Origin of the sequence: Streptomyces capillispiralis (assembly GCF_007829875.1) — a bacterium.
Lineage (GTDB): Bacteria > Actinomycetota > Actinomycetes > Streptomycetales > Streptomycetaceae > Streptomyces > Streptomyces capillispiralis.
Genome location: NZ_VIWV01000001.1, coordinates 8,006,667 through 8,029,850 on the forward strand (window position 1 = coordinate 8,006,667; position 23,184 = coordinate 8,029,850).

20 protein-coding genes are annotated in these 23,184 nt (G+C 73.6%); 10 read left to right on the forward strand and 10 right to left on the reverse strand.

Going from position 1 to position 23,184, the window contains the following annotated elements; genetic code table 11:
* Positions 1 to 375 precede the first annotated feature (375 nt).
* The 5 genes from FHX78_RS34820 to FHX78_RS34840 all read right to left on the reverse strand — a co-directional run bounded on the left by FHX78_RS34820 (position 376) and on the right by FHX78_RS34840 (position 4,497).
* Positions 376 to 1,260, reverse strand: coding sequence for a 3-hydroxybutyryl-CoA dehydrogenase (locus tag FHX78_RS34820; RefSeq protein ID WP_167531928.1), 885 nt, complete (start codon positions 1,258 to 1,260; stop codon positions 376 to 378).
* Positions 1,257 to 2,255 (reverse strand): 3-oxoacyl-ACP synthase III family protein, encoded by a 999-nt coding sequence (locus FHX78_RS34825; protein WP_145871353.1) that lies wholly within the window; start codon positions 2,253 to 2,255, stop codon positions 1,257 to 1,259. Before FHX78_RS34825 ends, FHX78_RS34820 begins: the two co-directional genes overlap by 4 nt.
* Positions 2,256 to 2,259: 4 nt before the next feature.
* Positions 2,260 to 3,585 (reverse strand): crotonyl-CoA carboxylase/reductase, encoded by a 1,326-nt coding sequence (gene ccrA / locus FHX78_RS34830; RefSeq protein WP_145872296.1) that lies wholly within the window; start codon positions 3,583 to 3,585, stop codon positions 2,260 to 2,262.
* Positions 3,586 to 3,671: 86 nt separating this feature from the next.
* Positions 3,672 to 4,070 (reverse strand): YybH family protein, encoded by a 399-nt coding sequence (locus tag FHX78_RS34835; protein WP_145871355.1) that lies wholly within the window; start codon positions 4,068 to 4,070, stop codon positions 3,672 to 3,674.
* A gap of 31 nt (positions 4,071 to 4,101) precedes the next feature.
* The gene (locus FHX78_RS34840) at positions 4,102 to 4,497 is read right to left on the reverse strand and encodes a YybH family protein (RefSeq protein WP_145871356.1); all 396 of its coding nucleotides are present in this window, start codon (positions 4,495 to 4,497) and stop codon (positions 4,102 to 4,104) included.
* 348 nt (positions 4,498 to 4,845) lie between these two features.
* Here FHX78_RS34840 and FHX78_RS34845 point away from each other — a divergent pair, with 348 nt between their 5' ends.
* The 3 genes from FHX78_RS34845 to FHX78_RS34855 all read left to right on the forward strand — a co-directional run bounded on the left by FHX78_RS34845 (position 4,846) and on the right by FHX78_RS34855 (position 8,567).
* A complete protein-coding gene (locus FHX78_RS34845) occupies positions 4,846 to 5,316 on the forward strand; it encodes a hypothetical protein (RefSeq protein WP_229924147.1) in 471 nt (156 codons plus the stop codon).
* Positions 5,317 to 5,874: 558 nt separating this feature from the next.
* Positions 5,875 to 7,404 carry a glycoside hydrolase family 43 protein gene (locus FHX78_RS34850; RefSeq protein WP_145871358.1) on the forward strand — a complete coding sequence of 510 codons (1,530 nt, stop codon included), beginning with the start codon at positions 5,875 to 5,877 and terminating at the stop codon, positions 7,402 to 7,404.
* Positions 7,405 to 7,535: 131 nt separating this feature from the next.
* A complete protein-coding gene (locus FHX78_RS34855) occupies positions 7,536 to 8,567 on the forward strand; it encodes an RICIN domain-containing protein (protein WP_145871360.1) in 1,032 nt (343 codons plus the stop codon).
* A gap of 157 nt (positions 8,568 to 8,724) precedes the next feature.
* Here the strand turns inward: FHX78_RS34855 and FHX78_RS34860 are convergent, their stop codons facing one another.
* The gene (locus FHX78_RS34860; RefSeq protein WP_145871362.1) at positions 8,725 to 9,921 is read right to left on the reverse strand and encodes an MFS transporter; all 1,197 of its coding nucleotides are present in this window, start codon (positions 9,919 to 9,921) and stop codon (positions 8,725 to 8,727) included.
* A gap of 143 nt (positions 9,922 to 10,064) precedes the next feature.
* On the reverse strand, positions 10,065 to 10,880 hold the full coding sequence (locus FHX78_RS34865) for an alpha/beta fold hydrolase (protein ID WP_167531929.1): 816 nt from the start codon (positions 10,878 to 10,880) through the stop codon (positions 10,065 to 10,067).
* 344 nt (positions 10,881 to 11,224) lie between these two features.
* Here FHX78_RS34865 and FHX78_RS34870 point away from each other — a divergent pair, with 344 nt between their 5' ends.
* The 6 genes from FHX78_RS34870 to FHX78_RS34895 all read left to right on the forward strand — a co-directional run bounded on the left by FHX78_RS34870 (position 11,225) and on the right by FHX78_RS34895 (position 17,656).
* Positions 11,225 to 11,965: a hypothetical protein gene (locus FHX78_RS34870; RefSeq protein WP_145871364.1), complete on the forward strand. Its 741-nt coding sequence runs from the start codon at positions 11,225 to 11,227 to the stop codon at positions 11,963 to 11,965.
* A 129-nt stretch (positions 11,966 to 12,094) separates the two neighbouring features.
* Positions 12,095 to 13,051, forward strand: a complete 957-nt coding sequence (locus tag FHX78_RS34875) for a GlxA family transcriptional regulator (RefSeq protein ID WP_145871366.1) — start codon at positions 12,095 to 12,097, stop codon at positions 13,049 to 13,051.
* A 115-nt stretch (positions 13,052 to 13,166) separates the two neighbouring features.
* Positions 13,167 to 14,162, forward strand: coding sequence for a type I glyceraldehyde-3-phosphate dehydrogenase (gene gap / locus FHX78_RS34880; RefSeq protein ID WP_145871368.1), 996 nt, complete (start codon positions 13,167 to 13,169; stop codon positions 14,160 to 14,162).
* Between the two features lie 218 nt (positions 14,163 to 14,380).
* On the forward strand, positions 14,381 to 16,135 hold the full coding sequence (locus FHX78_RS34885) for an erythromycin esterase family protein (protein ID WP_145871370.1): 1,755 nt from the start codon (positions 14,381 to 14,383) through the stop codon (positions 16,133 to 16,135).
* Between the two features lie 2 nt (positions 16,136 to 16,137).
* Positions 16,138 to 16,413, forward strand: a complete 276-nt coding sequence (locus FHX78_RS34890; protein WP_145871372.1) for an erythromycin esterase family protein — start codon at positions 16,138 to 16,140, stop codon at positions 16,411 to 16,413.
* A gap of 130 nt (positions 16,414 to 16,543) precedes the next feature.
* Positions 16,544 to 17,656 carry an ABC transporter substrate-binding protein gene (locus FHX78_RS34895; RefSeq protein WP_145871374.1) on the forward strand — a complete coding sequence of 371 codons (1,113 nt, stop codon included), beginning with the start codon at positions 16,544 to 16,546 and terminating at the stop codon, positions 17,654 to 17,656.
* A 148-nt stretch (positions 17,657 to 17,804) separates the two neighbouring features.
* Here the strand turns inward: FHX78_RS34895 and FHX78_RS34900 are convergent, their stop codons facing one another.
* Positions 17,805 to 18,146, reverse strand: a complete 342-nt coding sequence (locus FHX78_RS34900; RefSeq protein WP_145871376.1) for an SH3 domain-containing protein — start codon at positions 18,144 to 18,146, stop codon at positions 17,805 to 17,807.
* A gap of 147 nt (positions 18,147 to 18,293) precedes the next feature.
* Here FHX78_RS34900 and FHX78_RS34905 point away from each other — a divergent pair, with 147 nt between their 5' ends.
* Complete coding sequence (locus FHX78_RS34905) at positions 18,294 to 21,221, forward strand: nSTAND1 domain-containing NTPase (RefSeq protein ID WP_145871378.1); 2,928 nt, start codon at positions 18,294 to 18,296, stop codon at positions 21,219 to 21,221.
* Positions 21,222 to 21,321: 100 nt separating this feature from the next.
* Here FHX78_RS34905 and FHX78_RS34910 read toward each other — a convergent pair whose 3' ends face one another.
* Together FHX78_RS34910 and FHX78_RS34915 are read right to left on the reverse strand one after the other, a co-directional pair.
* Entirely contained in the window at positions 21,322 to 22,287 is a 966-nt protein-coding gene (locus FHX78_RS34910) for a YihY/virulence factor BrkB family protein (RefSeq protein ID WP_145871380.1), read from the reverse strand.
* A 135-nt stretch (positions 22,288 to 22,422) separates the two neighbouring features.
* Positions 22,423 to 23,115, reverse strand: coding sequence for a 2-phosphosulfolactate phosphatase (locus tag FHX78_RS34915; protein WP_308439688.1), 693 nt, complete (start codon positions 23,113 to 23,115; stop codon positions 22,423 to 22,425).
* Positions 23,116 to 23,184 lie beyond the last annotated feature (69 nt).

The following is a 23,184-nucleotide window of genomic DNA, read 5'->3' on the forward strand; positions in this document are numbered from 1 at the left end:
GCGACGGCAGCGGTGCTGCGACGTCCCCCGTGAGACGCCGCGGGATCAGGCAGCCGCATTCCGGAAGACGGTCCTGACGACCTCAGCCCGGATGTCGGGCAACAGAGCGCGCGTGCGGTGCGCTGGACAGGATCACTGTCCGTGAACTCTGTTGCCCGTGCTTCCCCCCTTGGGAACCGACGCACCCTCGTAGCTGCTCGAGTCACGATGGCCGGCGATGGCGGTACCACCGGCGTGCGCCGCCTGATGCCCACAACTGAGGTTAGTCCAGAAGGAATTCGGACAATCCATTCCCCGGTAACGGGGAGGGAACCGGGCCGGGCGCCCGGAGCGGGAGTGCGCGGCCGGACCGCCGCGCACCGGTTCCGCGTGTGTTCAGCGGTCGTACGTGTAGAAGCCGCGTCCCGTCTTCCGCCCCAGCAGACCGCCCTCGACCATGCGGATCAGCAGGGAGGGCGGGGCGTACAGCGGCTCCTTGTACTCCTCGTACAGTGACCCGGCGATGGACGCGACCACGTCGAGGCCGATGAGGTCGCACAGCTGCAGCGGCCCCAGGGGGTGCGAGCAGCCCAGGCGCATGCCGCGGTCGATGACCTCCGCCGTGGCGAATCCCGACTCCGCCATGCGGATCGCCGAGACCAGATACGGGAACAGCAGCGCGTTGACCACGAATCCGGCCCGGTCCGCGGTGCGGATCACCTCCTTGCCGAGCACGTCGGAGACGAACCGCTCGGCCCGGTCCGCCACCTGCTCCTCGGTGAGCAGGGAGCTGGTGAGCTCGACCAGCGGGAGCATGGGCACCGGGCTGAAGAAGTGGACCCCGACCACCCGGCCGGGCCGGTCCGTGGACCGGGCGAGACGCGTCACCGGCAGCGAGGAGGTGTTGGTGGCCAGGATGGCGTCCGGGTCCTCCACGATGGCGTCCAGGGAGGCGAACAGCTCCACCTTGGCCGCCTCGTCCTCGCGGATGGCCTCGACGACGAACTGGCGGTCGGCCATCGCCTTGAGGTCGGGGACCACCTCGATCCGGCCGAGGGCCGCGTCGCGCTCGTCCTCGGTCATCCTGCCCTTGGCCACCGCCCTGCCGAGCGAGGTGCGGATGCGGTCCAGGCCCGGCTGGACGGACGCGGGCCGGGAGACGGCGACCGTCACGTCCAGGCCGGCCCGGGCGCACACCTCGGCGATCCCGGAGCCCATCAGGCCGCAGCCCACGATGCCCACCCGGTGGACGGGCGGTGTGCCCTCTGTTGTCGTGTTCATGCTGTCACTCCCCAGCGGATGAGACCGGCGCCCATGGACATGCCGCCGCCGAAGCCGCCGAGCAGCACGAGGTCGCCTTGGTGGAGGTGGCCCTGACGGTGGGCCTCGTCGAGGGTGATCGCGACGGCGGCGTTGCCCGCGTTCCCGTAGCGTTCGAGGGTGCGGTGGGTGTGCGCGGAGGTGAGCCCCGCACGCTCGACGAGCTGGGCCAGCATGACCCCGTTGGGCTGGTGCGGAACGAAGTGGGCGATGTCCTCGCGGGACGTGCCCGTGCGGGCGCACAACGCGTCGAGCAGGGGAGGGAAGTTGTCCAGGACGAAGTCCCGGACCGCCCGCCCCTCCATGCGGAAGTAGTGGTCGCCGTTCTCCAGGGTCCGCTCGGACGCGGGCAGTCTGCTGCCCCCGGCCTCGACGCGGATGAGCTGGTGGGCGTCGCCCCGCGAGGCCAGCTCGAAGCCGGTGAACCCGTACGGCTCGTCGACCTCGCCGACGACGGCGGCGCCGGCGCCGTCGGCCATCAGGACGGCCGTGCGGCGGTCGGTGAAGTCCAGGATCCGCGAGTAGATGTCGGCCCCCACGACGAGCGCCCGGCAGCCGGGCCGTTCCCGGATCAGGCTGCGGGCGATCGCCAGGGCGTAGACGAAGCCGCTGCACACGACGTTGACGTCGAAGCAGACCGCCGTGTGCGCGCCGAGGCCCCGCTGCACGTGGAAGGCGGTGGGCGGCTGGGGGGAGTCGGGGGTCGAGGTGGAGACGATGAGGTAGTCGACCTCGGACGCCTCCATCCCGGCCGCCTCCAGGGCGCGTTCCGCCGCGTGGACGCCGAGGTCCGAGGTGGCCTCGTCGGGTGCGGCGTACCGTCGCTCCAGGATGCGGGTCCGCTGCTCGATCCATTCGGTCGGGACGCCGACACGCGCGGCGATCTCGGCGTTGGAGACCTCCTCCTTGGGGAGGTAGGACCCCGTGCTCAGAATGCCGATGGGTCGCTCGGCCATGGCGTCAGACGCTCCGCACCGGATTCAGCGCCGCCGCGCCGATCCGCTCGCGCAGCGCCGGGTCGGTGACGCCGAGGCCCTCCCGCGGAGCGAGGCAGAGCACGCCGACCTTGCCGATGTGCTCGTTGTTCTGCACCAGCCGGGCGGCCTCCCCGACCTCGTCTAGGGAGTACACGGTGGACAGCACGGGGGAGATGGCGCCCCGGGCGACCAGCCGGTTCAGCTCGGCCTGCTCCTGGAGGTTGGCGGCGTGGCTGCCGATGATGCGCTTGGAGTTCATCCACAGGTAGCGGTTGTCGTACGTGTGCTGGTAGCCGGTGCTGGAACCGCAGGTCACCACGGTGCCACCGCGCCGGACGACGAACGTGGAGACCCCGAAGGTGGCACGGCCGATGTAGTCGAACGCCACGTGCGGGTCCTCGCCGACCTCCTGACGGATGATCCGGCCCAGACGCTTGCCCTGCTCGATGGTCTCCTCGGGCGTGTCGGCGCGGCCGAGGCCCACCTCCGCGCGGTTGACGATCACGTCGCAGCCGAGCGCCCGCAGCACCTTGGCCTTGCTCTCCGAGCTGACCACACCGACCGGGATGCCTCCCGCCGCCTTGACCAGCTGCACCGCGAACGCCCCCAGGCCGCCGGTGGCGCCCCAGATGAGGACGACGTCCCCGAGCTTGATCCGGGCGCCCTTGTCACTGATCAGCATCCGGTAGGAGGTGGCCGCCGTGAGCAGCACGCTCGCGGCCTCCTCCCAGGTCAGGTGCGCCGGCTTGGGCAGCAGCTGGCTGGCCTTGACCACGGAGTAGTGGGCCAGTCCGCCGAAGTTGGTCTCGTAGCCCCAGATGCGCTGGCCCGCGCCGAGCATCGCGTCCGCGTGCGTGGCCGGTTCCTGGTCGTCGACCTGGACGCAGCTGACGACGACGTGGTCGCCCGCGCGCCAGCTCCGCACCGCACTGCCGGCGCGCACCACGACGCCGGCCCCGTCGGAGCCGATGACATGGTGCGGCAGGTCGTGCCGGGAGGCGAGGCCGCCCAGGCGCCCGAACCGCTCCAGGAATCCGAAGGTCGGCACCGGCTCGAAGGTCGCTGACCAGACGGTGTTGTAGTTGATGGCGCTGGCCATCACCGCGACCAGGACCTCGTCCGGGGCCAGTTCCGGCATGGGCACGTCGCCGACGCGGATGGACCGGCGTACGTCCTTGTCGCCGCCCTCGGTGAACATGCCGACGTCCTCGGCCCGCAGGTGAGCCGCCGTGTACTGCTCCGGCACCGGCTCCCGTTCCAGCACTTCCGCGGGCGCCCCCGCGAGCACAGCCTCGGTCAGGGAATCCATCATGCTCCAGTCTCGTGAAGTGACAGGCCCCGCGCCGAGCCACGGGGGTACGGCGCGGGGCCTGGTCGCGTGGCGAAGGGGGATGGTCAGGCGCTGGTCTCGTCTGCCACGGGGCGGTCGACGGCCATGATCCACTTGCCGTCCTCGCCGCGGACGAGGACGTCGGTGCAGGTGCCGTCGATCTTCTGCGGCTTGCCGTCCTCGCCGGTGACCTCGAGGTGGAACTCGACGATCAGCAGGGAGGTGTCACCGGTGCTGAAGGTGCGCAGCACCTTGGAGCTCAGCTTGGGCTTGGTGGCCAGGAACTCGGTGATGCTCTTCGTGCGGTCCGCCCCGGTGCGCGGCGTGCCGGTGAGGTTGGAGATCGCGTCCTCGCGGTACAGCTGGTCGAAGATGGCGCCCTGGCCGCTGTTGAACGCGGCCACGAACACGTCGTTCTGCTGGTCCGGGTCGTCGGTCAGGGTCAGGTCGAGAGTGTCGCTCATGAGGAGGGGGTTCCTTTCCGGGGGGAGGCGCTCAGAGTTCCTTGCCGTACGGGTTGTCGATGGCGAAGCGCCACTGGCCGTCGGCCCCCAGACGCAGCACGTCCAGGCCGATGCCGGAGATGCTCTCCGCCGGGCTGTCCGCCGTGGCCGGGATGTCGATGGCCCAGTCCGTCACCAGCAGCGCGGTGTCCGACGTCACGTACGACTCGAGGACCTTGTTCTTCAGCACGGGCTTGGCGGAGAGGAACTCGGCCAGCCCCTCGCGCCGTTCCGCGCCGCTGGCGGGGTGCCCCTTCTCCCACACACTGATCGCGTCGTCCGTGTAGAGCCGGTCCACGGCCGCGGCGTCGCCCGAGTTGAAGGTGCGCACATAGGTGGCGGCGTGTTCCAGGACCGCCGCGGTGAGCGCGTCGTTGGTCTCTGCCATGGCAAAACCACTCCCGTTCCGTGAGATGTGCGGTCACCGTAGGCGGGCGCAAGCCATCCACCGGTCACTGCCAGGCAATGCGTGGGAGGGGGTCAGGAGGGCACCGTCTGATGGACGTTCGCTGGAGCGGTGCGGAACGCCCAGTTCCCGGCGCCGGGTCGCGACGAGCCCGGCGACCGCCCGCGGCGCCGCGTGAGAGGGTGACGGCAGCTCCCGCCCGGCGGTGCGCCGAAGGGGCCGCACGAGACGCGGGCGGTCGGCAGGAGGCACAGGTGACCGGCCCCGACATGTCCCGCGGCGCTCGACTGGCCGCCCACGGTGGCGTCTCCACGGCGCTGGCGCTGTGCAGTGACCGCCGGCTGCGGGAGCTCGTGGACGCCGCCCCGCCGGCCGGTTCCGGCATCGGCGGCAGGACGGCACGCGCTCTCCTCCCGCTTCGAACTCGCGCCGGACGAGGCCGCCTTCGCCGGCCGGCACCGCGGCTACGACCGGTGGTACACACTGACCCACCTGGTGAACTGGCTGGCCGTCGCGCTGCACGGGTACGGCCCCGAGGAGCGCCGGGCGTACGTGGACGCCTGCGCCCGGGGAGTGCCCCCGGGGGACATGCCGCCGGCGATCGCGGCACTGCTCGTCCGTCACGCGTCGGTCGCCGCGGTGATGGGTGACTTCACCCACCGGTTCCGGCGGGAGAGCCGCACGACCGCCTTCCCGCTGGAGGCGATCCGCCGGATCGAACGGCGGGACGACCCGCCCGGCGCGCCGGCCGGCGGCACTCCCCGCGGGGACGGTCCCCGGCCGGCCGCGCCGCGTACCTGACCGGCGGGCCCCGGGCCGGGCGCTGCGCCGCGCACCCGGGGCTGCCACGTCCCCCTTCCCGGAAGCGACCGCGACCGCTCGCAGAGGTGCCGGACGAGTCCGGCGTCCTCGCGGGACCGGTCCCTGCCCCCGGGCAGGCACCGGGGATGCCGAGCGGCGACGAAGCCCGGCCGTGCCGGTCGGTGAACACCGTGACCGGACGGCCGGGCCGTCCGGGGCCCCAGTCCCCCTCTGGGCTCGCCCCGATCCCTTGCCGCAGTGAGCTTGCCGACATGCGCCGGGCCGGAGCAAGGGTCCGGGTATGTCCCGGACACCGGTTGCCTGTCCGGCCTGGTCAAAGACGTGTCCGAGACCGCCCCGTCCGCGACGGCCCGCCGTCGACGCGGTCCGCACGCTGCAACCCGCGTGCGACGCGGCGGCTATTGACGCAAGGGGGAGCCATCCCTAGCATGACGCCCCGTCATTACATCGATGTAAAGACGGTGCGGCTCATGACCGCCCCCGCCCCTCCGAGTCGCCCCGCCCTCCACGACCGTCGATGACCGTCCCGGACCTGCCATGGCCTTCCGGCCGGGATCCGCTCCCGGAAAGGACCCCCCCACAGTGCCCTCAAGACGCCTCCCGCGCCCGCGCGGCCACCTCGGCCTGCTCGCGGCCGCCCTCCTCGCGCTCGTCCTGGGCCTCCTGCCGACGGCGACCGCCCCGGCCGCCGCGGCCGCGCCCGGAACCACCGGGCCGGCGGCCGCCGTCGCGGCGGCCGGCACCTTCCGCAACCCGCTCAACACCGGCCCCGACCCGTACATGACGCACTGGAAGGGGAACTACTACCTCACCACCACCCAGGGCAACAGCATCCGCATGTGGCGCTCCCCGTCCCTGGGCACCCTGCTGACGTCCGACCCGGTCACCGTGTGGACGGACACCGACCCGACCCGCAACCGCAACATCTGGGCCCCGGAGTTCTACCGCTTCGGCGACCGCTGGTACCTCTACTACACGGCCGACGACGGCGTCGACGAGCACCACCGCCTCTACGTCCTGGAGTCGGAGCGCGACGACCCGGCCGGCCCCTACCACTTCAAGTCCAGGCTGGCCCCGCCCAACCACGCCGACGACTTCGCCATCGACGCGGGCGTCCTCCAGCTCGGCGGGCGCCTCTACCTCGCCTACAGCGGCATCAACCAGTACCAGCACAACGGGCTCAACATCGCCCCGATGTCCGATCCGTACACCGTCTCGGGCAACGCCGTCGCGATCGACGCGGCCGGTGGCTGTCCCGAGGTGAGGGAGGGACCGGAGTTCCTGTACCGCAACGGGCGCGTCTGGATGACGTACTCCGCCTGCGACACGGGCAAGCCGGACTACCAGGTCTGGATGATGTCGATGCCGCTGACCGCCGACCCGCTCGTGCCGGGGAACTGGCAGCAGCACCAGGGCGCGGTGTTCTCCCGGGCGGACGACCGGGGCGTGTTCGGACCGGGGCACCACGCCTTCTTCCGCTCCCCGGACGGCACCGAGGACTGGATCGTGTACCACGCCAAGACCACGTCGGTGAACACCTACAGCAACCGCACGACCCGGGCGCAGAAGTTCACCTGGCGGGCCGACGGGAGCCCCGACTTCGGCCGCCCCCTGGCGATGGGAGCCACCCAGGACCTCCCCTCCGGCGACCCGGGATCCGGCACCTACTGGATCAACGACGACGGCCGCTCCAGCGGCCCCGGCGGTGTCACCTACGGCGGCGCCTGGAACTCGGGCACGGGCTGCGCCACCCAGTGCTTCTGGAGCGACGACCACTGGAGCGACCGGACCGGCGCCACGGCCACGTTCACCTTCACCGGCACCCGCATCGTCCTGCTCTCCGTCAAGGACACCGGCAACGGCTACGCGGCCGTGAGCGTCGACGGCGGGCCCGAACAGCGGGTGGACTTCCACGGCCCGATCCGCGTCGGAGAAGCGGTGCAGTACACCAGCCCACGCCTGCCGTACGGCAGTCACACCCTCCGCGTCCGGGTGACGGGGGAGCGCAACTCCCAGGCCCAGGCGTCCTTCGTGAGCGTCGACCGCGCCGAGGTCTACGTCAACTGAACCCGCACCCCGGCCGTCGGTGACGCCGGTGCACCGACGGCCTCCGGCGCCACCCGTTGCGGGGACCGGGTGGGCACAGGGCCGGAAACTGCCGTTGTCATGTCCCGCGTCTGCGAGAAGGATGGGGGGACATGGGGGACTTGGGGGACGGGACGCATGCGCGGCCGCACGAGGTCCGGGATGCCGCGGAGTTCGTCGCGCTGCTGCGGCGGCTGAAGGAACGGTCGGGGCTGTCGTACCGGCGGCTGGAGGAGCGCGCGGCCGAACGGGGCGAGGTGCTGCCGCGCAGCACCATGGCGGACGTGCTGCGGCACGGTGTGCTGCCGAGGGCGGAGACGCTGGAGGTGTTCCTCCGTGTCTGCGGGGAGGAGCGCAACGTCCCGGCATGGCTGGAGGCCCGGAACCGGGTCGCCGCCCTGGGCGCCGGCACCCGCACGGCGGAGGAGCGGGAGGCGGGCACCGACCACCGGCCGGAGCACGGGGAACCGTCCGCCGCGCCGCGGCCCGGGCCCGACCCGGGAGACGGCGGGGCGGTGCGGCCCCGCCGGGCGGGCCGGCGGTTCGGCTCGCCGAAGCAGCTGCTCGGCATGGCGGTGGTCCTGCTGGCCCTGTTGGGCGGCGGGTACTTCACGCTGGCCGCCGTGCACGGCGGCGGGGGCGCCACGGGGGCGGCGGGCGATTCGGACGCCCCGGGGGCGGGGACGTACCGCATCCGCTCGCTCGCGTCGTCACTGTGCCTGTCCGAGCGCGACGGCGAGGACGCGGGCCACGTCTACCAGTCCGCGTGCGCCGGCAGCATCCCGGCCTACGCCCTGGAGGAGAAGGGGGAGGGCGTCTACCGGATCCGCTCCCTGCACCCCGTCTTCGGCTACGGCTGCCTGGGGGTCGAGAACGCCGGCACCCGGCGGGGCGCGCGGATGATGGACGACTACTGCGGTCACCGCGGCACCGCCGAACGCTTCCGCCTGGAGCCGGCCGGCGACCGGGGCTACCGCATCAGGCCGGTGCACACCGACGCCTGCGTCTCGGTGCCCGGCGGCTCCGTGACGCAGTGGACCCCGATCGTCCAGTCTCCGTGCGTCTCCGGTGACACGGGCCAGGTCTTCCGGTTCGATCCGGTCCCGACGCCGAGTGCCGTGCCCGACGTCACCGGCAACGGCTGACCGCCGGCCTGCGGCCGGTTCACCCGCCGCAGGCCGGGCCCGCCGCCGGTGGCGCGCCCCACCGTCCGCCGGGGGTTCCTCCGCTCCGCATCGGGCACTTTCGTCCTGCGTGCGCCCGGTCGGAACCGAGAAGCGTGCGCCTTCTGCCGGGAAGCGTTCAGCCCGCGCGGGCCGGGGCGACCCGGACGGCCCTGCCGAAGGCCCGCATGGCGAGGGCGCCGACGAGGGGTCCGGGCGCCAGCAGGAGGAAGGCGTACCGCCAGCCGACGGCCTCGGCCAGCAGCGGAGTGAGCTGGATGCTGAGGACGGTGAGGGCGAAGCCGATCGCGGTCTGGCCGGTGAGCGCCGTCCCGACGTAGCGGTGGTCGGCGACCTCGCTCAGCGAGGTCGAGAACACCCCGGAGTCCGCGATCACGGCGGCCCCCCACAGCGTGCAGAAGGCGAACAGCAGCAGCGGCGGGGCGTCGAAGAGGAAGGGGGAGGCCAGGCAGCACAGGCCGCTGAGCAGCAGAGCCGCCAGCGCGGCGGGGGAGCGGCCGAAGCGGTCCGCGCCCCAGCCGCCGAGCAGGCAGCCGGCCGCCCCGCCGAGTCCCATCGCGAGGAACACCGTGATCTCCACCGAGCCCGGCAGCCCGTCGGTGGCGCCGGTCGCCGACAGGAAGGAGGGGATCCAGGTCCACAGGGCGTACAGCTCCCACATGTGCCCGAAGTAGCCGAGGTTGGCCAGCCGCGGACCGCGTTGGGTGAACATGGCCAGCGCGTACCGGGCGTTGCGGGCGGGTGCGGCCGGCGCGGCGTACGGGCCGGTCCGTATCAGGACCAGCGAGACGACGGAGCCCGCGAGCCCGGCCCCCGCCGCGGTGAGCAGGACACCGCGCCAGGGCAGGGAGCCCAGCCCGGCGATCAGGTGGGGGAGCGTGGAGCCGAGGGTGAGGGCGGCGATGAGGACGCCCATGGTCCTGCCCCGTCCCGCGCTGCCGGCCCAGGAGGCCATCAGCTTCATGCCGACGGGATAGACCCCGGCCAGGAACATGCCGGTCAGGAAGCGCAGCGGGACCGCGACGCCCGGTCCGTCCGCGGCCAGGGCCAGCACCACGGTGCAGGCGGCGGCCGACGCGGCACTGGCGGCGAGCAGGCGCTGGGGCGGGAAGCGGTCGGCCAGGTTGAGGGCGGTCGAGGCCACGGCCCCGGCGACGAAACCGCACTGCACGGAGGCCGTCAGCCACACCGCCCCGCCCGCCGTGAGCCCCCACTCGTGCCGCAGGCTCGGCACCACCGCCGACATGGAGAACCACACGGCGAGGCCGAGCACCTGCACGGCGGCGATCGCCCCGCGCTGCACACCGACGTTCACAGTTGCCCTCCCGGACCGATCCCTCGTTCTCCGCGCCCCGCACTCCCGTGGCCGAAGGCCGACCCTACGTGCCCGGCACGTCGAGCGCGGCGGCCCCTCCCGGGGGAGCGGGAAGGACCGGTGGAACAGGGGCCGGACCGGCGCTACGAGGTCCAGAACTCGTCGAGGGCCGCGTTGACGGTGTCCGGCTGCTGGGTGTGCGGGTAGAAACCCGGAACGCGCAGCAGCCGGGCACCCAGCGCGCCGGTCAGGGTCTCGGCGCAGGCCATCAGCGGTTCGCCGACGTGCCGGCGGTACAGCTCGGGGGCGTCTTCCCACGTGCCGCAGACCACCAGCGTCGGCCACGGGGCGGACCGCAGGGGTTCGAGCGGGACGTGGGCCTCCCAGATGGGCCGCTCCCGCATCGAGGTGGCGACCGCGCGCAGCCGTCGCGGGGTCGGTTCCGGCAGGGGCAGCCCGATCCCTTCGGTGGAGGCGCGCAGGAACTCCCGGGGGGTCACGGACTCCGGCAGGTCGCCGGGTGCCGACTCGGCGACCCGCTCCAGCATCGCCGCGACGGTGGGGTGCCCGGCGGCGGCCGTGAAGGCGGACGGCTGGATGAGCGTCAGCGACCGGACCAGATCGGGGCGGCGCGCGGCGGCGAGCATCGCGATCACCCCGCCGTTGCCGTGACCGACCAGATGCGCGGTCCCCTCCCGGCCGCCCCGCCCGTGGTGCGGAGCGCCGAGCAGGCCGACGAGGTCGTCGGCGTCGGTCTCGAAGTCACCGCGTCCGGTCGCCGGGCTGCGGCCGTACCCGCGCCGGTCCACCAGCAGCAGCCGGTGACGGCCGGCCAGCGGACGCTGCGCCGCGAAGCCGTAGAGGTCGTCACTGCCCCAGGTGAAGATGTTGTGCACGAAGAGGGCGCGTGGTCCCTGGCCGTCGGTCTCGTCCCAACTCGTCACGTGGATCGCCGTCAACGGATGCGGCTCCTTCCGGTCGCGGACCGACGTACCCGGCCCAGGATGCCCGCCGGGCGGGGGAGGACGCCACAGGGCCGCTCGCAGCCGTCGCACGGCTCACGGGAGTTCACGGCCGGCCCCGAGCCGGCCCCGAACCGGCCCCGAACCGGCCCCGAGCCGGTCACGCCCTCCCGCGCTCCCGCACCGGACCGGTACCGTACGGGGGCTCTTGCAGCACGGCCGAGGGGGACGGGGCGATGAACGCAGTGGGAGGCAACGCGCAGTGGGGTGCTCCCGGAGGCGGGCCGGTCCCCGGGCCACCGCCCCCGGGGCCGGGATGGCGGCCGGAGCCGCGGCGCCGCATGACCTTCCGGCGGCTGTTCAACCCGATCGCCGTCGGACGCGCCGTGTTCACCCCCTCCCGCCCGGACCGCGTACGGGACCCGGCGGTGCAACGGGTGCAGACCCTCCGAGCCGTGCTCGGACTGGCGGCCGTGGTGTGGATGCTGCTCTCCTACGGACTGGCCGCCGACGCCGACGCGGTGATCGACGACCGGTTCGGCCAGATCCGCACCAACCTGATCGCCCTGGCGGTCACCCTGCCCGTCGCCGTGGCCGGCTTCGTCACCGCCGCCCGCCCACCCCACAGAGGCGTCCTCCTGCGCCGCTTCGGCAAGCCGGCCGGCGCCCTGCTCGCACTGACCACGGCGCTCGCCGTGCCCCGCCTCATCACGGGCCTGGGCTACGTCGACGAGGACACGGACTGGACGGCGTCCCCCTGGCGGGTGCTCCTGCTCTTCGCCCTGGGCGCCTTCCTGCTGTGGCTCGGCCCCTTCGGCCTGTACGGCATCGTGCAGGCCCTGGTGCACGTCTTCCGCACGGCGGACATCCACGAGACGATCCCGCCGCTCCTGGCGACCCTTCTGGTGTGGGAGCTGGCCGTCATCGACCTGCTGAATGGCTCGTACGAGAGCATGCCGCTGGGCGTGAGGCTGGTCCTCACCTTCGGCGCGCCCCTGTCGGTGACCGCCGTCGCGCTGTGGGAACTGCGGCGACTGCGCTCCCGGCACGGCGTCACCGTTCGGGGAGCGCTGGGGAGATGAGGGCCGCGCCCGTCCCGGGCACGCGGCTCGCACCGGGCCGGAGCCCCGCGTCGGCGTGACGGCGACCGCGCCCGGCACGGACGGCCACCGCGGCGACCGCCCGCTCGGGGTTCGCCTAGGCTGTCGTCCGTGCCAGCCTCCCGCCTGCGCCGCGTCGCCGTCCTCGTCCGTGAAGGTGCCAAGCCGCTCGACGTGGGCATCCCCGCCCAGGTGTTCACGACCCGGGCGAGCATGCCATACGAGGTGCGGGTGTGCGGCGCGGCACCGGGGCTGGTCGCCGGCGGTGACGGGCTGTCGTACCACGTCGCCCAGGGGCTCGAGGCGCTGGAGTGGGCCGACATCGTCTTCGTTCCCGGGTACCGGTTCCCCGACCGGGAGGACCCGCCGCCCGCCGTGGTCGACGCGCTGACCGCGGCCCACGACCGGGGCGCGCGGCTCGCGGCCATCTCCACCGGGGCCTTCGCCCTGGCCGCCACGGGCCTGCTGGACGGCCGGCGCGCCACGACCCACTGGCACTACACCAAGGCGCTGGCGGCCAAGTATCCCGCCGTCCGGGTCGACGAGAACGTGCTGTTCGTCGACGAGGGCAGCGTGCTCACCTCGGCCGGCGCCGCCTCGGGCATCGACCTGTGCCTGCACATCCTGCGCGGTGACCTCGGCGTGGCGGCCTCGAACCATGCCGCCCGGCGCCTGGTCGCCGCGCCCTACCGAAGCGGCGGCCAGGCCCAGTACGTGCCGCGCAGCGTGCCCGAACAACTCGGCGAACGGTTCGCCGCCACCCGCGAATGGGCGCTGCGCCGCCTCGGCGAACCCCTCACCCTCGACGTGCTCGCCGACCATGCGGCGGTCTCACCGCGCACGTTCTCGCGGCGTTTCGTCGAGGACACGGGATACACGCCGATGCAGTGGGTCATGCGCGCCCGCATCGACGCGGCCCGCGAACTGCTGGAGCGTTCGCAACGCGGCGTCGAGCAGATCGCCGCCGACGTCGGCCTCGGCACCGGGGCCAATCTGCGCCTGCACTTCCAGCGCATCCTGGGCACCACACCGAGCGAGTACCGGCGCACCTTCGCCCGGGCCGAGTAGCCCGTCCGGGAGCCCGCCCAGCCCTGGCGCGATCCTTTTGAACCATGGCGTTCGCGCCACTGCCACGGGCCCCCGGCCGGGCGCGATTCTCGGAGTGGACGAAGGGACACCACTCATGACTCGTATCGCGATCAACGGATTCGGCCGCATCGGACGCAATGTGCTGCGGGCGCTGCTCGAACGCGACAGCACCCTGGAGGTCGTGGCCGTCAACGACCTGTCGGACCCCGCAACCCTGGCGCGCCTGCTCGCCTACGACACCACCGCGGGCCGGCTCGGCCGGCCGGTCACCACCGAGGGGAACACCCTCGTCGTCGACGGCCGTCGGATCACGGTGCTGGCCGAGCGTGAACCGGCGAAGCTGCCGTGGGCCGAACTGGGTGTGGACATCGTGCTGGAGGCGACCGGCCGCTTCACCTCCGCCGACGCCGCCCGGGTCCACCTGGACGCGGGCGCCAAGAAGGTCCTGGTCGGCGCTCCCTCCGACGGCGCCGACGTCACCCTGGCGTTCGGGGTGAACACCGACGCCTACGACCCGCGGGCGCACACGATCGTCTCCAACGCCTCCTGCACGACGAACGCCCTCGCGCCCCTGGCGGCGGTCCTCGACCAACTCGCCGGGATCGAGCACGGCTTCATGACGACGGTGCACGCCTACACCCAGGAGCAGAACCTCCAGGACGGCCCGCACCGCGACGCCCGCCGGGCCCGCGCCGCGAGCGTCAACATCGTGCCGACCACGACGGGCGCCGCCAAGGCGATCGGGCTCGTGCTGCCCGGCCTCGACGGCAAGCTGTCCGGTGACTCGATCCGCGTGCCGGTCCCGGTCGGCTCGATCGTCGAACTGAACACCACCGTCTCGCGCGAGGTGACGCGGGAGGAGGTGCTGGAGGCGTACCGGACCGCGGCGCAGGGGCCGCTGGCAGGGGTCCTCGAGTACTCGGAGGACCCGCTGGTGTCGTCCGACATCACCGGAAACCCGGCCTCCTCGATCTTCGACTCCGCCCTCACCCGCGTCGACGGCCGCCACGTCAAGGTGGTCGCCTGGTACGACAACGAGTGGGGCTTCTCCAACCGGGTGATCGACACTCTGGAACTCCTCGCCGCCTGACCGGACACCGGAAAGGCCCTCGGCGCCGGGCCCGGCCCGCCGCCGTCGGCGGTCGGGCCGGCCCGGGAGCGCTGCTCAGCGGCCCGTACCGGCCCACCCCCGCCCGCCTGTCACCTCAGACGACCACGCATCGCACCCCCGGCCCACGACCGCGGCGCTGCTCCGACCGGGTGACACACGGAGCGCGGTCCGTCCTCCGGGCGGAGACGCTTGGCGTCATGGCACCCTCCACGACAAGGCGGCTCGCCGCCGCACTGCTGGTCTGGCTCGCCGTCGTCCCCGGGACGGCGGCGGCGTCCCCGGCCGGCGGGGGACCCGACACCCCGGACGGACCCCTCACCACCGCCGACCACGTGCTGCCGGCCCTGGAAAGGGCCGCCCGGCCCCTGCGCACCGCCGAACCCACGGGCCCCGCCGTCGACCTGGGCCCCTTCGGGCGGGCGGTCGGCGACGCCGTACTGGTCGGCATCGGCGAGGCGGCCCACGGCTCGCACGACTTCGTCACCTTCAGACACCGGGCCCTGCGGTACCTGGTCGAGCGGAAGGGCTTCCGCTCCTTCGTCCTGGAGGCCAACTGGAGCGCCGGCGCCCGCCTCGACCACTACCTGCTCACCGGTCGCGGCGATCCCGCCCGGATCATGTCCGAGGAGTTCCAGAACGCCTACCTGCTGCTGCACAGCCAGGAGTACCTGGACATGATCCGCTGGATGCGCGCGTACAACGTCGCCCACCCCGACGACCCCCTCAGGTTCGCCGGCAACGACAACGGCTACGCCGGCCCGGAGCTGTACGACCGGGTCGTCGACCACGTCCGCCGGGCCCACCCCGACCTGCTGCCCGCCGTCACCGAGCTGTACCGGGGACTGCGCCCCACCGTGCCCGTCGGCGCGTGGATACGCGCCGCGACGACCGCACCCCTGGGCGAGCGCCGTGCGCGGGCCGAGCGCACCGGCCGCGCCCTCGCGCTGCTCCGCGCCCGCGCGGCCGCCGGGACCGACGACGACCACGCCTGGGCGGTCCAGCACGCCACCGCCATCGACCAGGTGGCGCGCATGTACGCCTTCGACCTGGCGGACCCCGGATCCGTACCGGCGGCCATGGCCTACCGGGACACCGTCATGGCGGACAACACCCTGTGGTGGCACCGCCGCACCGGACACCGGCTGGTGCTCGGCGGCCACAACAGCCACCTCTACACCAGCACCTCCACCCCCACCCTCCCCCTCACCCAGGGACAGGTGCTCCGGCAGCGGCTGGGCGACGGCTACCTCGCGGTGGCGCTCTCCTTCGGCTTCGGTGCCGTGCACGCCACCGAACAGGGCCTGCAGAACCCGGTCGACGAGGACGTCCGGCGCTACACGGTGGAACCACCCGCCCCGGGCTCGGTCGAGCACACCCTGGACCAGGTCAGCCACCCGAACTGGTACCTCGACCTGCGCACCGCACCGCCCGCCGCCCGCGCCTGGCTGGACATCCCCCGGCCCAAGCGGGAAATCGGCACGGACTTCCCGCCCCCCGGTGACCAGGTCGCTCTGCTGCGGTCCGCCGACCTGGTGGTGCACCTGCGCGAGATCGGCCCCAGCCGGAGGCTGGACCGCGACCCCGGGACGCCCGCCGACCCGCTGCCCGCCCTCCAGGAGGCCGCCCGTCCCCTGCTCACCGTGGAGCCCACCGGCCCCTACGACGACCTGGACCCCCTGGGCACGACGGTGGCGGACGCACGGCTCGTCGGCATCGGACAGGCGGTCCACGGCGGACACGACTTCCTCGCCTTCCAGCACCGGACGTTCGGGTACCTGCTCGAGCGGAAGGGCTTCCGCTCCTTCGTCCTCGAAGCCCCGTGGAGCACCGGGCTCCGTCTGGACGACCACCTGCTCACCGGCCGCGGCGACCCCGCCCGGATCATGTCCGAGGAACTCCAGGACGCCTACCTGCTCACGCACACCCGCGACGTCCTGGACCTCGTCCGCTGACCGTGCGGCAGGAGAAGGCCGGGCGCACCGGCCGCGCCCTCGCGCTGCTCCGCCTCCGCGACCGCGACGGGGCGCACGGCGACCACGCCCGGGCGGTCCAGCACACCACCGCCATCGACGAGATGGCACGCCGGTACGCCTTCGACTACGACGACCGGCAGGGTGCCCGCGCGGCCCTGGCCCACCGCGACACGGTGATGGTGGAGAGCACCCTCTGGTGGTTCCGAAGGTGTTCCGCTCGATGCCCGTCGCTCCCGGCTCGGCCGAACACACCTTGAACCGGGTGGGCCACCCGAACTGGTACCTCGACCTGCGCACCGCCCCGTCCGCCGCCCGCACCTGGCACCCGGAGCCGCCGTTGCGGCCGTACGGTAGCCGGATCGTCGACACAGGGAGGGGCACCGGCCCATGAACGCTTCGGCACCGCCACCTGGCACGGACCGTACCGCCGCATCAGCCGTCCGCATCGGCGCGCTCGTTCCGCTGTCCCGCCCCGGCTGGGTCGAGGCGGGCCGGCACGTGCTCGCCGGACTCGAACTGGCCGTCGGCGACGTCGACCGCGCCGGTGGGATCGACGGCAGACCCCTGGAACTCCTGGTCCGTGACACCGCCGCCGATCCGCGGCGGGCCGTCGCGGCCGTGGACGAGCTCGCTCGCCTGGGCGTGGCCGCACTGGCCGGGGAGTACCACAGCGTCGTCGCTCGCGCCGCCGCCACCAGGGCCGACGAACTCGGCGTGCCGTTCCTGTGTTCGTCGGCGGTCCTCGACGACCTGACCGACGAGCCGACGGACTGGGTGGCACGTCTGCCTCCGCCCCAGTCGCACGGCTGGCAGGTCTACGCGGACTTCCTCCTCGCAGCGGGCCACCACCGGATCGCCGTGGCGACGGAACCGAGCGTGTACTGGGCGTCGGGCACTCGCGTCCTTCAGGAACGCTTCGCGGCACGCGGCGGCTCCGTGACCGCACTCGACGCGCGTGCGCTGACGCCCGCGGCCCTGTGCGACGAGCTCGTCGACCACCGGGTGACAGCGCTTCTCCTGCTGGTCGGTCACCCGGAGCCGGCCGTGCCGGTCGTGCGGTCCGTACGCCGCGACCGGCGCCTCGCCGGGACGCTGATCGGTGCTCCGGCGGGGCAGCCCGAGTTCCTTTCGTGGCTGACGCTGCTGGGCGACGACGGGGCCGGGATCCCGTTCCTGCGGTACCTGCCCGAGCGTCTCGCCCCCCTCGGTGTCCGGGTCGAGGCGGCCCTGCGGGAGCGGCTGGGACAAACCCCCTCCTTCGTCGCGTTCGAGGGCTACGACACCATCGCGGTCCTCGCCGACCTGCTGCGTGCCCACGGCACGGACCGCGAACGCCTGGCCGCCTCGTGGCAGGACGCCGCGGTCGAGGGCACCCGCGGGCGGATCCGGTTCTCCCGCCCGCCCGGTGCCGGCGTGTGGCAATCGGATCGGACGCCCCTTCAGGTCGTGGACCGCGATCCGGCGCAACCCGCCCGCTTCCGCGTCCTGCACACCGGCTGAGCAGGCGCGGCGACCCCACCGGCCCGGGCCGGGCCCGTGGGGTCGCCGTCGCCCGGTGCCGCCCCGCGGGCACCGGGCCGCCGGCACCCGGCGGGGTGCCGTCACGGGAGGTGACGGCACCCCACCGGCCCGGCCGGACTCCGCCGGATCAGCAGTCGAGGTAGGCGTAGTGGATCCAGACGCCGGTGCGTCCGCCCACCAGGTCGCCCATGACCCACTCACCTTCCTGGTTGCGGTAGGTGAGCTGCTGTCCCCTGTTCACCTGGCCCAGGACCGGGTACTGCGTGCCGGGGCCGCCGCGGAAGTTGACCCGGTCGTCGTTGACCGTGCAGACGAAGGCCTGCTGCCCGGCAGCGTGCGGCGCGGAGAGGCCCCGCGTGGACTGCGCGGACTGCATGGCCTGTGCCGCCTGTGCCGCCTGCGCGACGGGGCCGGCGGTCAGCGTGAGCCCGCTGATCACGAGAGCCGCGGCGAGAATGCGCTTCTTCATGGGATTCCTCTTTCCACTCGTCGTCCGGTCCCCGAGCGGGACCTGATGCACCGTTTGTAGCCGCTAATCTGTTGTTCACGGCCGGCCGGCCGAGGCTGAACAAACGGATGCCGAACAATCCGTGTGACGGCGAGGGAGCGGGCGGGCGTGGCACGGGGAGAAAGCCCACTGGACCCGGAATACGGTCCACTGTTCGAATTCGCGGCCCGTTTGCGGAAACTGCGGGACCAGGCCGGCCGCCCCACCTACCGGGACCTCGCCCGGCAGGCTCACTACTCGATCGCGACCCTGTCCTCGGCCGCGGCGGGGCGCCGCCTGCCCAGCCTGGCCGTCACCCTCGCCTACGTCCGTGCCTGCGGCGGCAACGAGCGGGAGTGGGAGGTGATCTGGCGCCGGACGGCCGACGCGTGCGCGGGCACCCCCGAGACGGCCGCCGCGGAGAACCGGAACAGCGCCGACGCCCGGCCGCCCTACGCCGGACTGGCCGCATTCGGGGAATCCGACGCCGGTGTCTTCTTCGGCCGTGAGAAACTCACCGCCGCACTCGTCGAACACCTGAAGGAGAAAAGGCTCCTCGTTCTGTTCGGCGCGTCGGGTTCAGGAAAGTCGTCGGTACTGCGCGCGGGCGTGCTCCCCGCCTTTTCCGGTGTTTCCACGCTTGTCCTCACGCCCGGTCCGCACCCGCTGGAGGAATGCGCCGTCCGGCTGGCGGCCCGCGCCGGCGCGGCCGCCGACTCGGTTCGCGCCGACCTCGCGGCCGATCCGGGCGCCTTCCACCGGATGGTGCGTCAGATCCTCGCCGGGCGGCGGGAGAGCGACCCGGCCACGGACGAGCTCATCGTCGTCGTGGACCAGTTCGAGGAGGTGTTCACCCTCTGCCGCGACGCGCGGGAGCGGGAGCGGTTCGTCGCCTCGCTCATCCACGCCGCACAGGCCCCCGACAGCCGCACCCGGGTCGCCGTCGCCGTGCGATCCGACTTCTACACGCACTGCACGCGGCTGCCCGGCCTCGTGGACGTCCTGCCCCGGGCGCACCACCCCGTGGGCCCGATGACCGCCGAGGAACTGCGGGCGGCGATCGTCCGGCCCGCCGCCCACGCCCGGCTGACCGTCGAAAGCGCCCTGCTGACGACCCTCATGGCCGACGCCCACGGCCGGCCGGGGGCGCTGCCCCTGCTGTCGCACGCCCTGCTGGAGACCTGGCGCCGCCGGCGCGGCAACGCCCTCACGCTGGCCGGGTACCGGGCCGCGGGTGGCTTCGAGGGCGCGCTCACGCAGACCGCCGAGGCGTTCCACCACGCCCTGAGCGACAGCGGGCGGCTCGCCGCGCGGCGCCTGTTCCTCAGGCTCGTCGCCCTGGGCGAGGGCACCGAGGACACCAAGCGCCGTGTGCCGCGCCACGAACTCGACGACGGCCCCGACACGGCGCCGGTCCTCGAACAGGCCACCCGCGCCCGCCTGCTGACCGTCGACGGTGACCACGTGGAGATCGCCCACGAAGCGCTGATCCGCTGCTGGAACCGGCTCGGCGGCTGGCTGGACGAGGACCGCAACCAGCACCGTCTGCTCCGCGCGCTCACCGAGGCCACCGCACTGTGGGAGTCCCTGGACCACGACGACGACATCCTGTACCGCGGGGCGCGCCTCGCCGCCGTGAAGGACATCCCGCCGCAGGCGCTCACCGCCCGGGAACGCGCCTTCGTCGACGCCAGCGAGTCGGCGGCGCAGGAGGCGCACCGCCGCGACCGCCGCAGCCTGCGGCGCCTGCGCAGGCTGGTCGCGGCCCTGGTCGTCCTCCTCGTGTGCGCCGTGGCCGCCGCCGGTTTCGCCGTACAGGCACAGAGCACCGTCACCCGGCAGCGCAACGAGGCGGTGGTCCTCCGGGCCGCCGACGAGTCCGTGCGCCTCAGCCCCCACGATCCGTCACTCGCCGCCCAGATCGCGCTGGCCGCCTACCGACAGGCCCCGCGGAAGCGCACCCGGGACGCCCTGCTCAGCACCCTGTCCGTCGCGTCGGCCGACCCCCGGGCGACCGGCCCCGAACCGGCCGGGCACACCCCGGCCGTGGCCCCCGACGGCCGCACCCTGGCCATGGCCGACGGCTCACAGGTCTCCCTGTGGGACATCGGCGATCCGCGCCGCCCCCGCCGGCTCGGCATCATCGACGGCGACGGCACCGGCATGAACAGCATCGAGTTCACCCCCGGCGGCCGGACGCTCCTCGGCGCGGGCGGCGACGGCACACTCCGGTCGTGGGACGTGACCGATCCCCGCCACCCGGTGCTGCTGTCGAAGCGGCCCACGGGGCACTCCGACGCCATCTACTCCGTCGCCGTGCGCCGGGACGGCCGTATGGCCGCCACCAGCAGCTACGACGACACCGTCCGCCTCTGGGACGTCACCGACCCGGCGCGCCCCCGTCCACTGGGCACGCTGAGGGGGCACTCCGCCAACGTCAAGCCGCTGGCCTTCAGCCCCGACGGAGCGACCCTGGCCTCGGGCTCCGACGACCGGTCCGTCCGCATCTGGGACGTGACCCGCCCGCGGCACGCCGCCACCGTCGCCGTCCTGAAGGGACACCGGCACTTCGTCGACGCCCTGGCCTACAGTCCCGACGGCCGCACCCTGCTGAGCGGCAGCGACGACCGTACGGCGAAACTGTGGGACATCGGCGACCTCCCGCACCACCGTGAGCTGGGCGAACTGGCCAGACACGCCGACATCGTCGCCGGTGTCGCCTTCGCCCCCGACGGCCGTACCGCGGTGACCGTGGGCGTGGACGGCGCGGTGAACACCTGGGACGTGACCGACCGCGCACGCCCCGCGCCGCTGGCCTCCCTCACCAACCCCGGCGGGTCGGTCAAGGAGGTCCGCTACCTCAGGGCGGACGGCACGATCCTCACCGTGACCGCCCACCGCAACGTCCAGGTCTGGTACACCGACCTCGCCCGGGTCCTCGCCGACGCCTGCGACCGCTTCCCCGGCACCATCGGCCGCGCCCAGTGGGCCCGTCACTTCCCCCGCCTCGACTACGACCCGCCCTGCCCGCGCCACGCGAGGGCCGACCCGGCCTGAGACCCCGTCAGCGCCGCACCCCGCCGGCCCCGCACCCGCGACACCGACAACGGCACCGCCCCGCCCGGACGCCGCCGGTACGGACCGTCCCGCTCGACGGTCAGCGCCCCGGCCCGGGGTCCGGCCGTACCGCGGTGGCGATCCCGGCGCGCGCCGCCTCCAACTGGGCCGCGAACGCGATGCCGAGGAAGAGCGCGACGGCGGTCAGGTTGGCCCACAGCAGCAGGGCGACGAAGGCGGTGAGCGGCCCGTACAGGGCGCCGAACGCGCCGCTCCCCTCGACGTACAGTGCCAGCAGCCACGTCGCCGCGACCCACAGCAGGATGTGAACGGCCGAGCCGAAGGCGAGCCATGTGTAGCCGGGCTGGACCCGCCGGGGCGACCAGCGGAAGATCACCGCGGAGGCGATCCACGCCAGCGCCAGCCCCACGGGCAGGTCGAGCGCGCCCCACCATCCGGTACCGCTGCCCGGCCCCCCGGCCACGCGGGCCACCGCGTCACCGACGGCGTCCCCGGCGACCAGCACGACGAAGCCGAGCACCAGCGGCAGACCGGCCGTCAGCGCGAGGACGACGGCCCTGCCGTACTTGCGGGGGAAGGGGCGGTCGCGCTCGATGCCGTAGATGCGGTTGGCGCCGCGTTCGATCTGGCCCATGGCCGAGGCCAGGTTCAGCAGGGCGAACCCCAGACCGAGCCACAGCGCCAGCGTGCCCCAGACGTCGCCGTGGGCACTGCGCCGCGTCCCGTCGAAGGCCTCCTCCACCAGGTCGGCGCTGGCGCCGGGCACGATCCGGCCGAGGGTCAGCTCGATGACCCGGCCCACCCCCTCGGTGTGCACCGAGGTCGCCAGCCCCACCAGCGCCACGGTGCACGGCACCAGGCCGAGCACGACCTGGAAGGCGAGCGCCCGGGCGTTGGTGAAGCCGTCCGCGTAACGGAAACGGGCGAAGGAGTCGATGAGCAGCCGCAGGCTCCCGTAGTGCCGCAGCGCGGCGAACGCCTCGTCGCCGGAGAGTTCGTCCCCGATCATGTCCCGGGTCTGCGGGACGTGGACGACGGTTCCCATGCGCGCACTCCTCGCCACAAGAGGGTTCTGCTCCAGCTATTGATCGCCCCTTTTTTTCACCTCACACCTCCCGCGGGGTGAGGGAGGGGGCGGTAGAGGTGGTGCGTGCGGCCCGCCGGTCGCGGACGGCACGGCTCAGCCGCGGCCGACGGGCGGCACGGCGCGCGGGCGGAGGACCATCCGCGAGTCCTCCGGGGCCGCGACCATGGCGAAGGGGAACCGGTCGAGTTCGAGGCAGAGCGCGACGTCGTCGGGATGGACTCCTTGACGCACACCCTCCCGGAGCTCGGCGGCGGCCCGCGAGGCGCCGGCGCGGCGGAGGAACCCGGCCGCGTCCGTCCCCGCCCCGGTGGTGCTCCGGGCGATGTACTGGGCGCACGCCAGATCCTCGTCGGCGCGCCCGTCTTCGCCGGTGACCACGAACGTGACCCGGTCGCACCCGTGTGCGCGCAGGAGCCGAGCCGTTGCCCCCGCCACCACGAAGCCGGCGCACAGCACCAGCGACGCCTCCTTCACCGCGAGGGCGCCGACCGTCCCCGCCGTGGTCTTCTGCACGACGGTCCGCCCGCCCAGGTCGAGGGACCGCAGCAGGCCCGGTGAGTTGACCAGGTCGAACCCGGGCGCGAGCGGACCGTCCTTGAGCGCCGCCCACTCCGGGTGGCGGGCTTTGAGCTCCAGGGCTTCGTCCAGCGACTCCGCGAGCACGATCTTCTCGGCCCCTCGGGCGAAGGCCCAGGCAGCCACCGTGAAAGCACGCATGACGTCGACCACGACCGCCACGGCCGGGGCCTCGGCCAGCTCCGCGATGCCGAGGAAGCGAGTCTCCATGCCGGTCATGATCGCGGATGCCCGCCCCAAGGAACGCCGACAGTGACGCGGACCACATGCGGCCCGCTG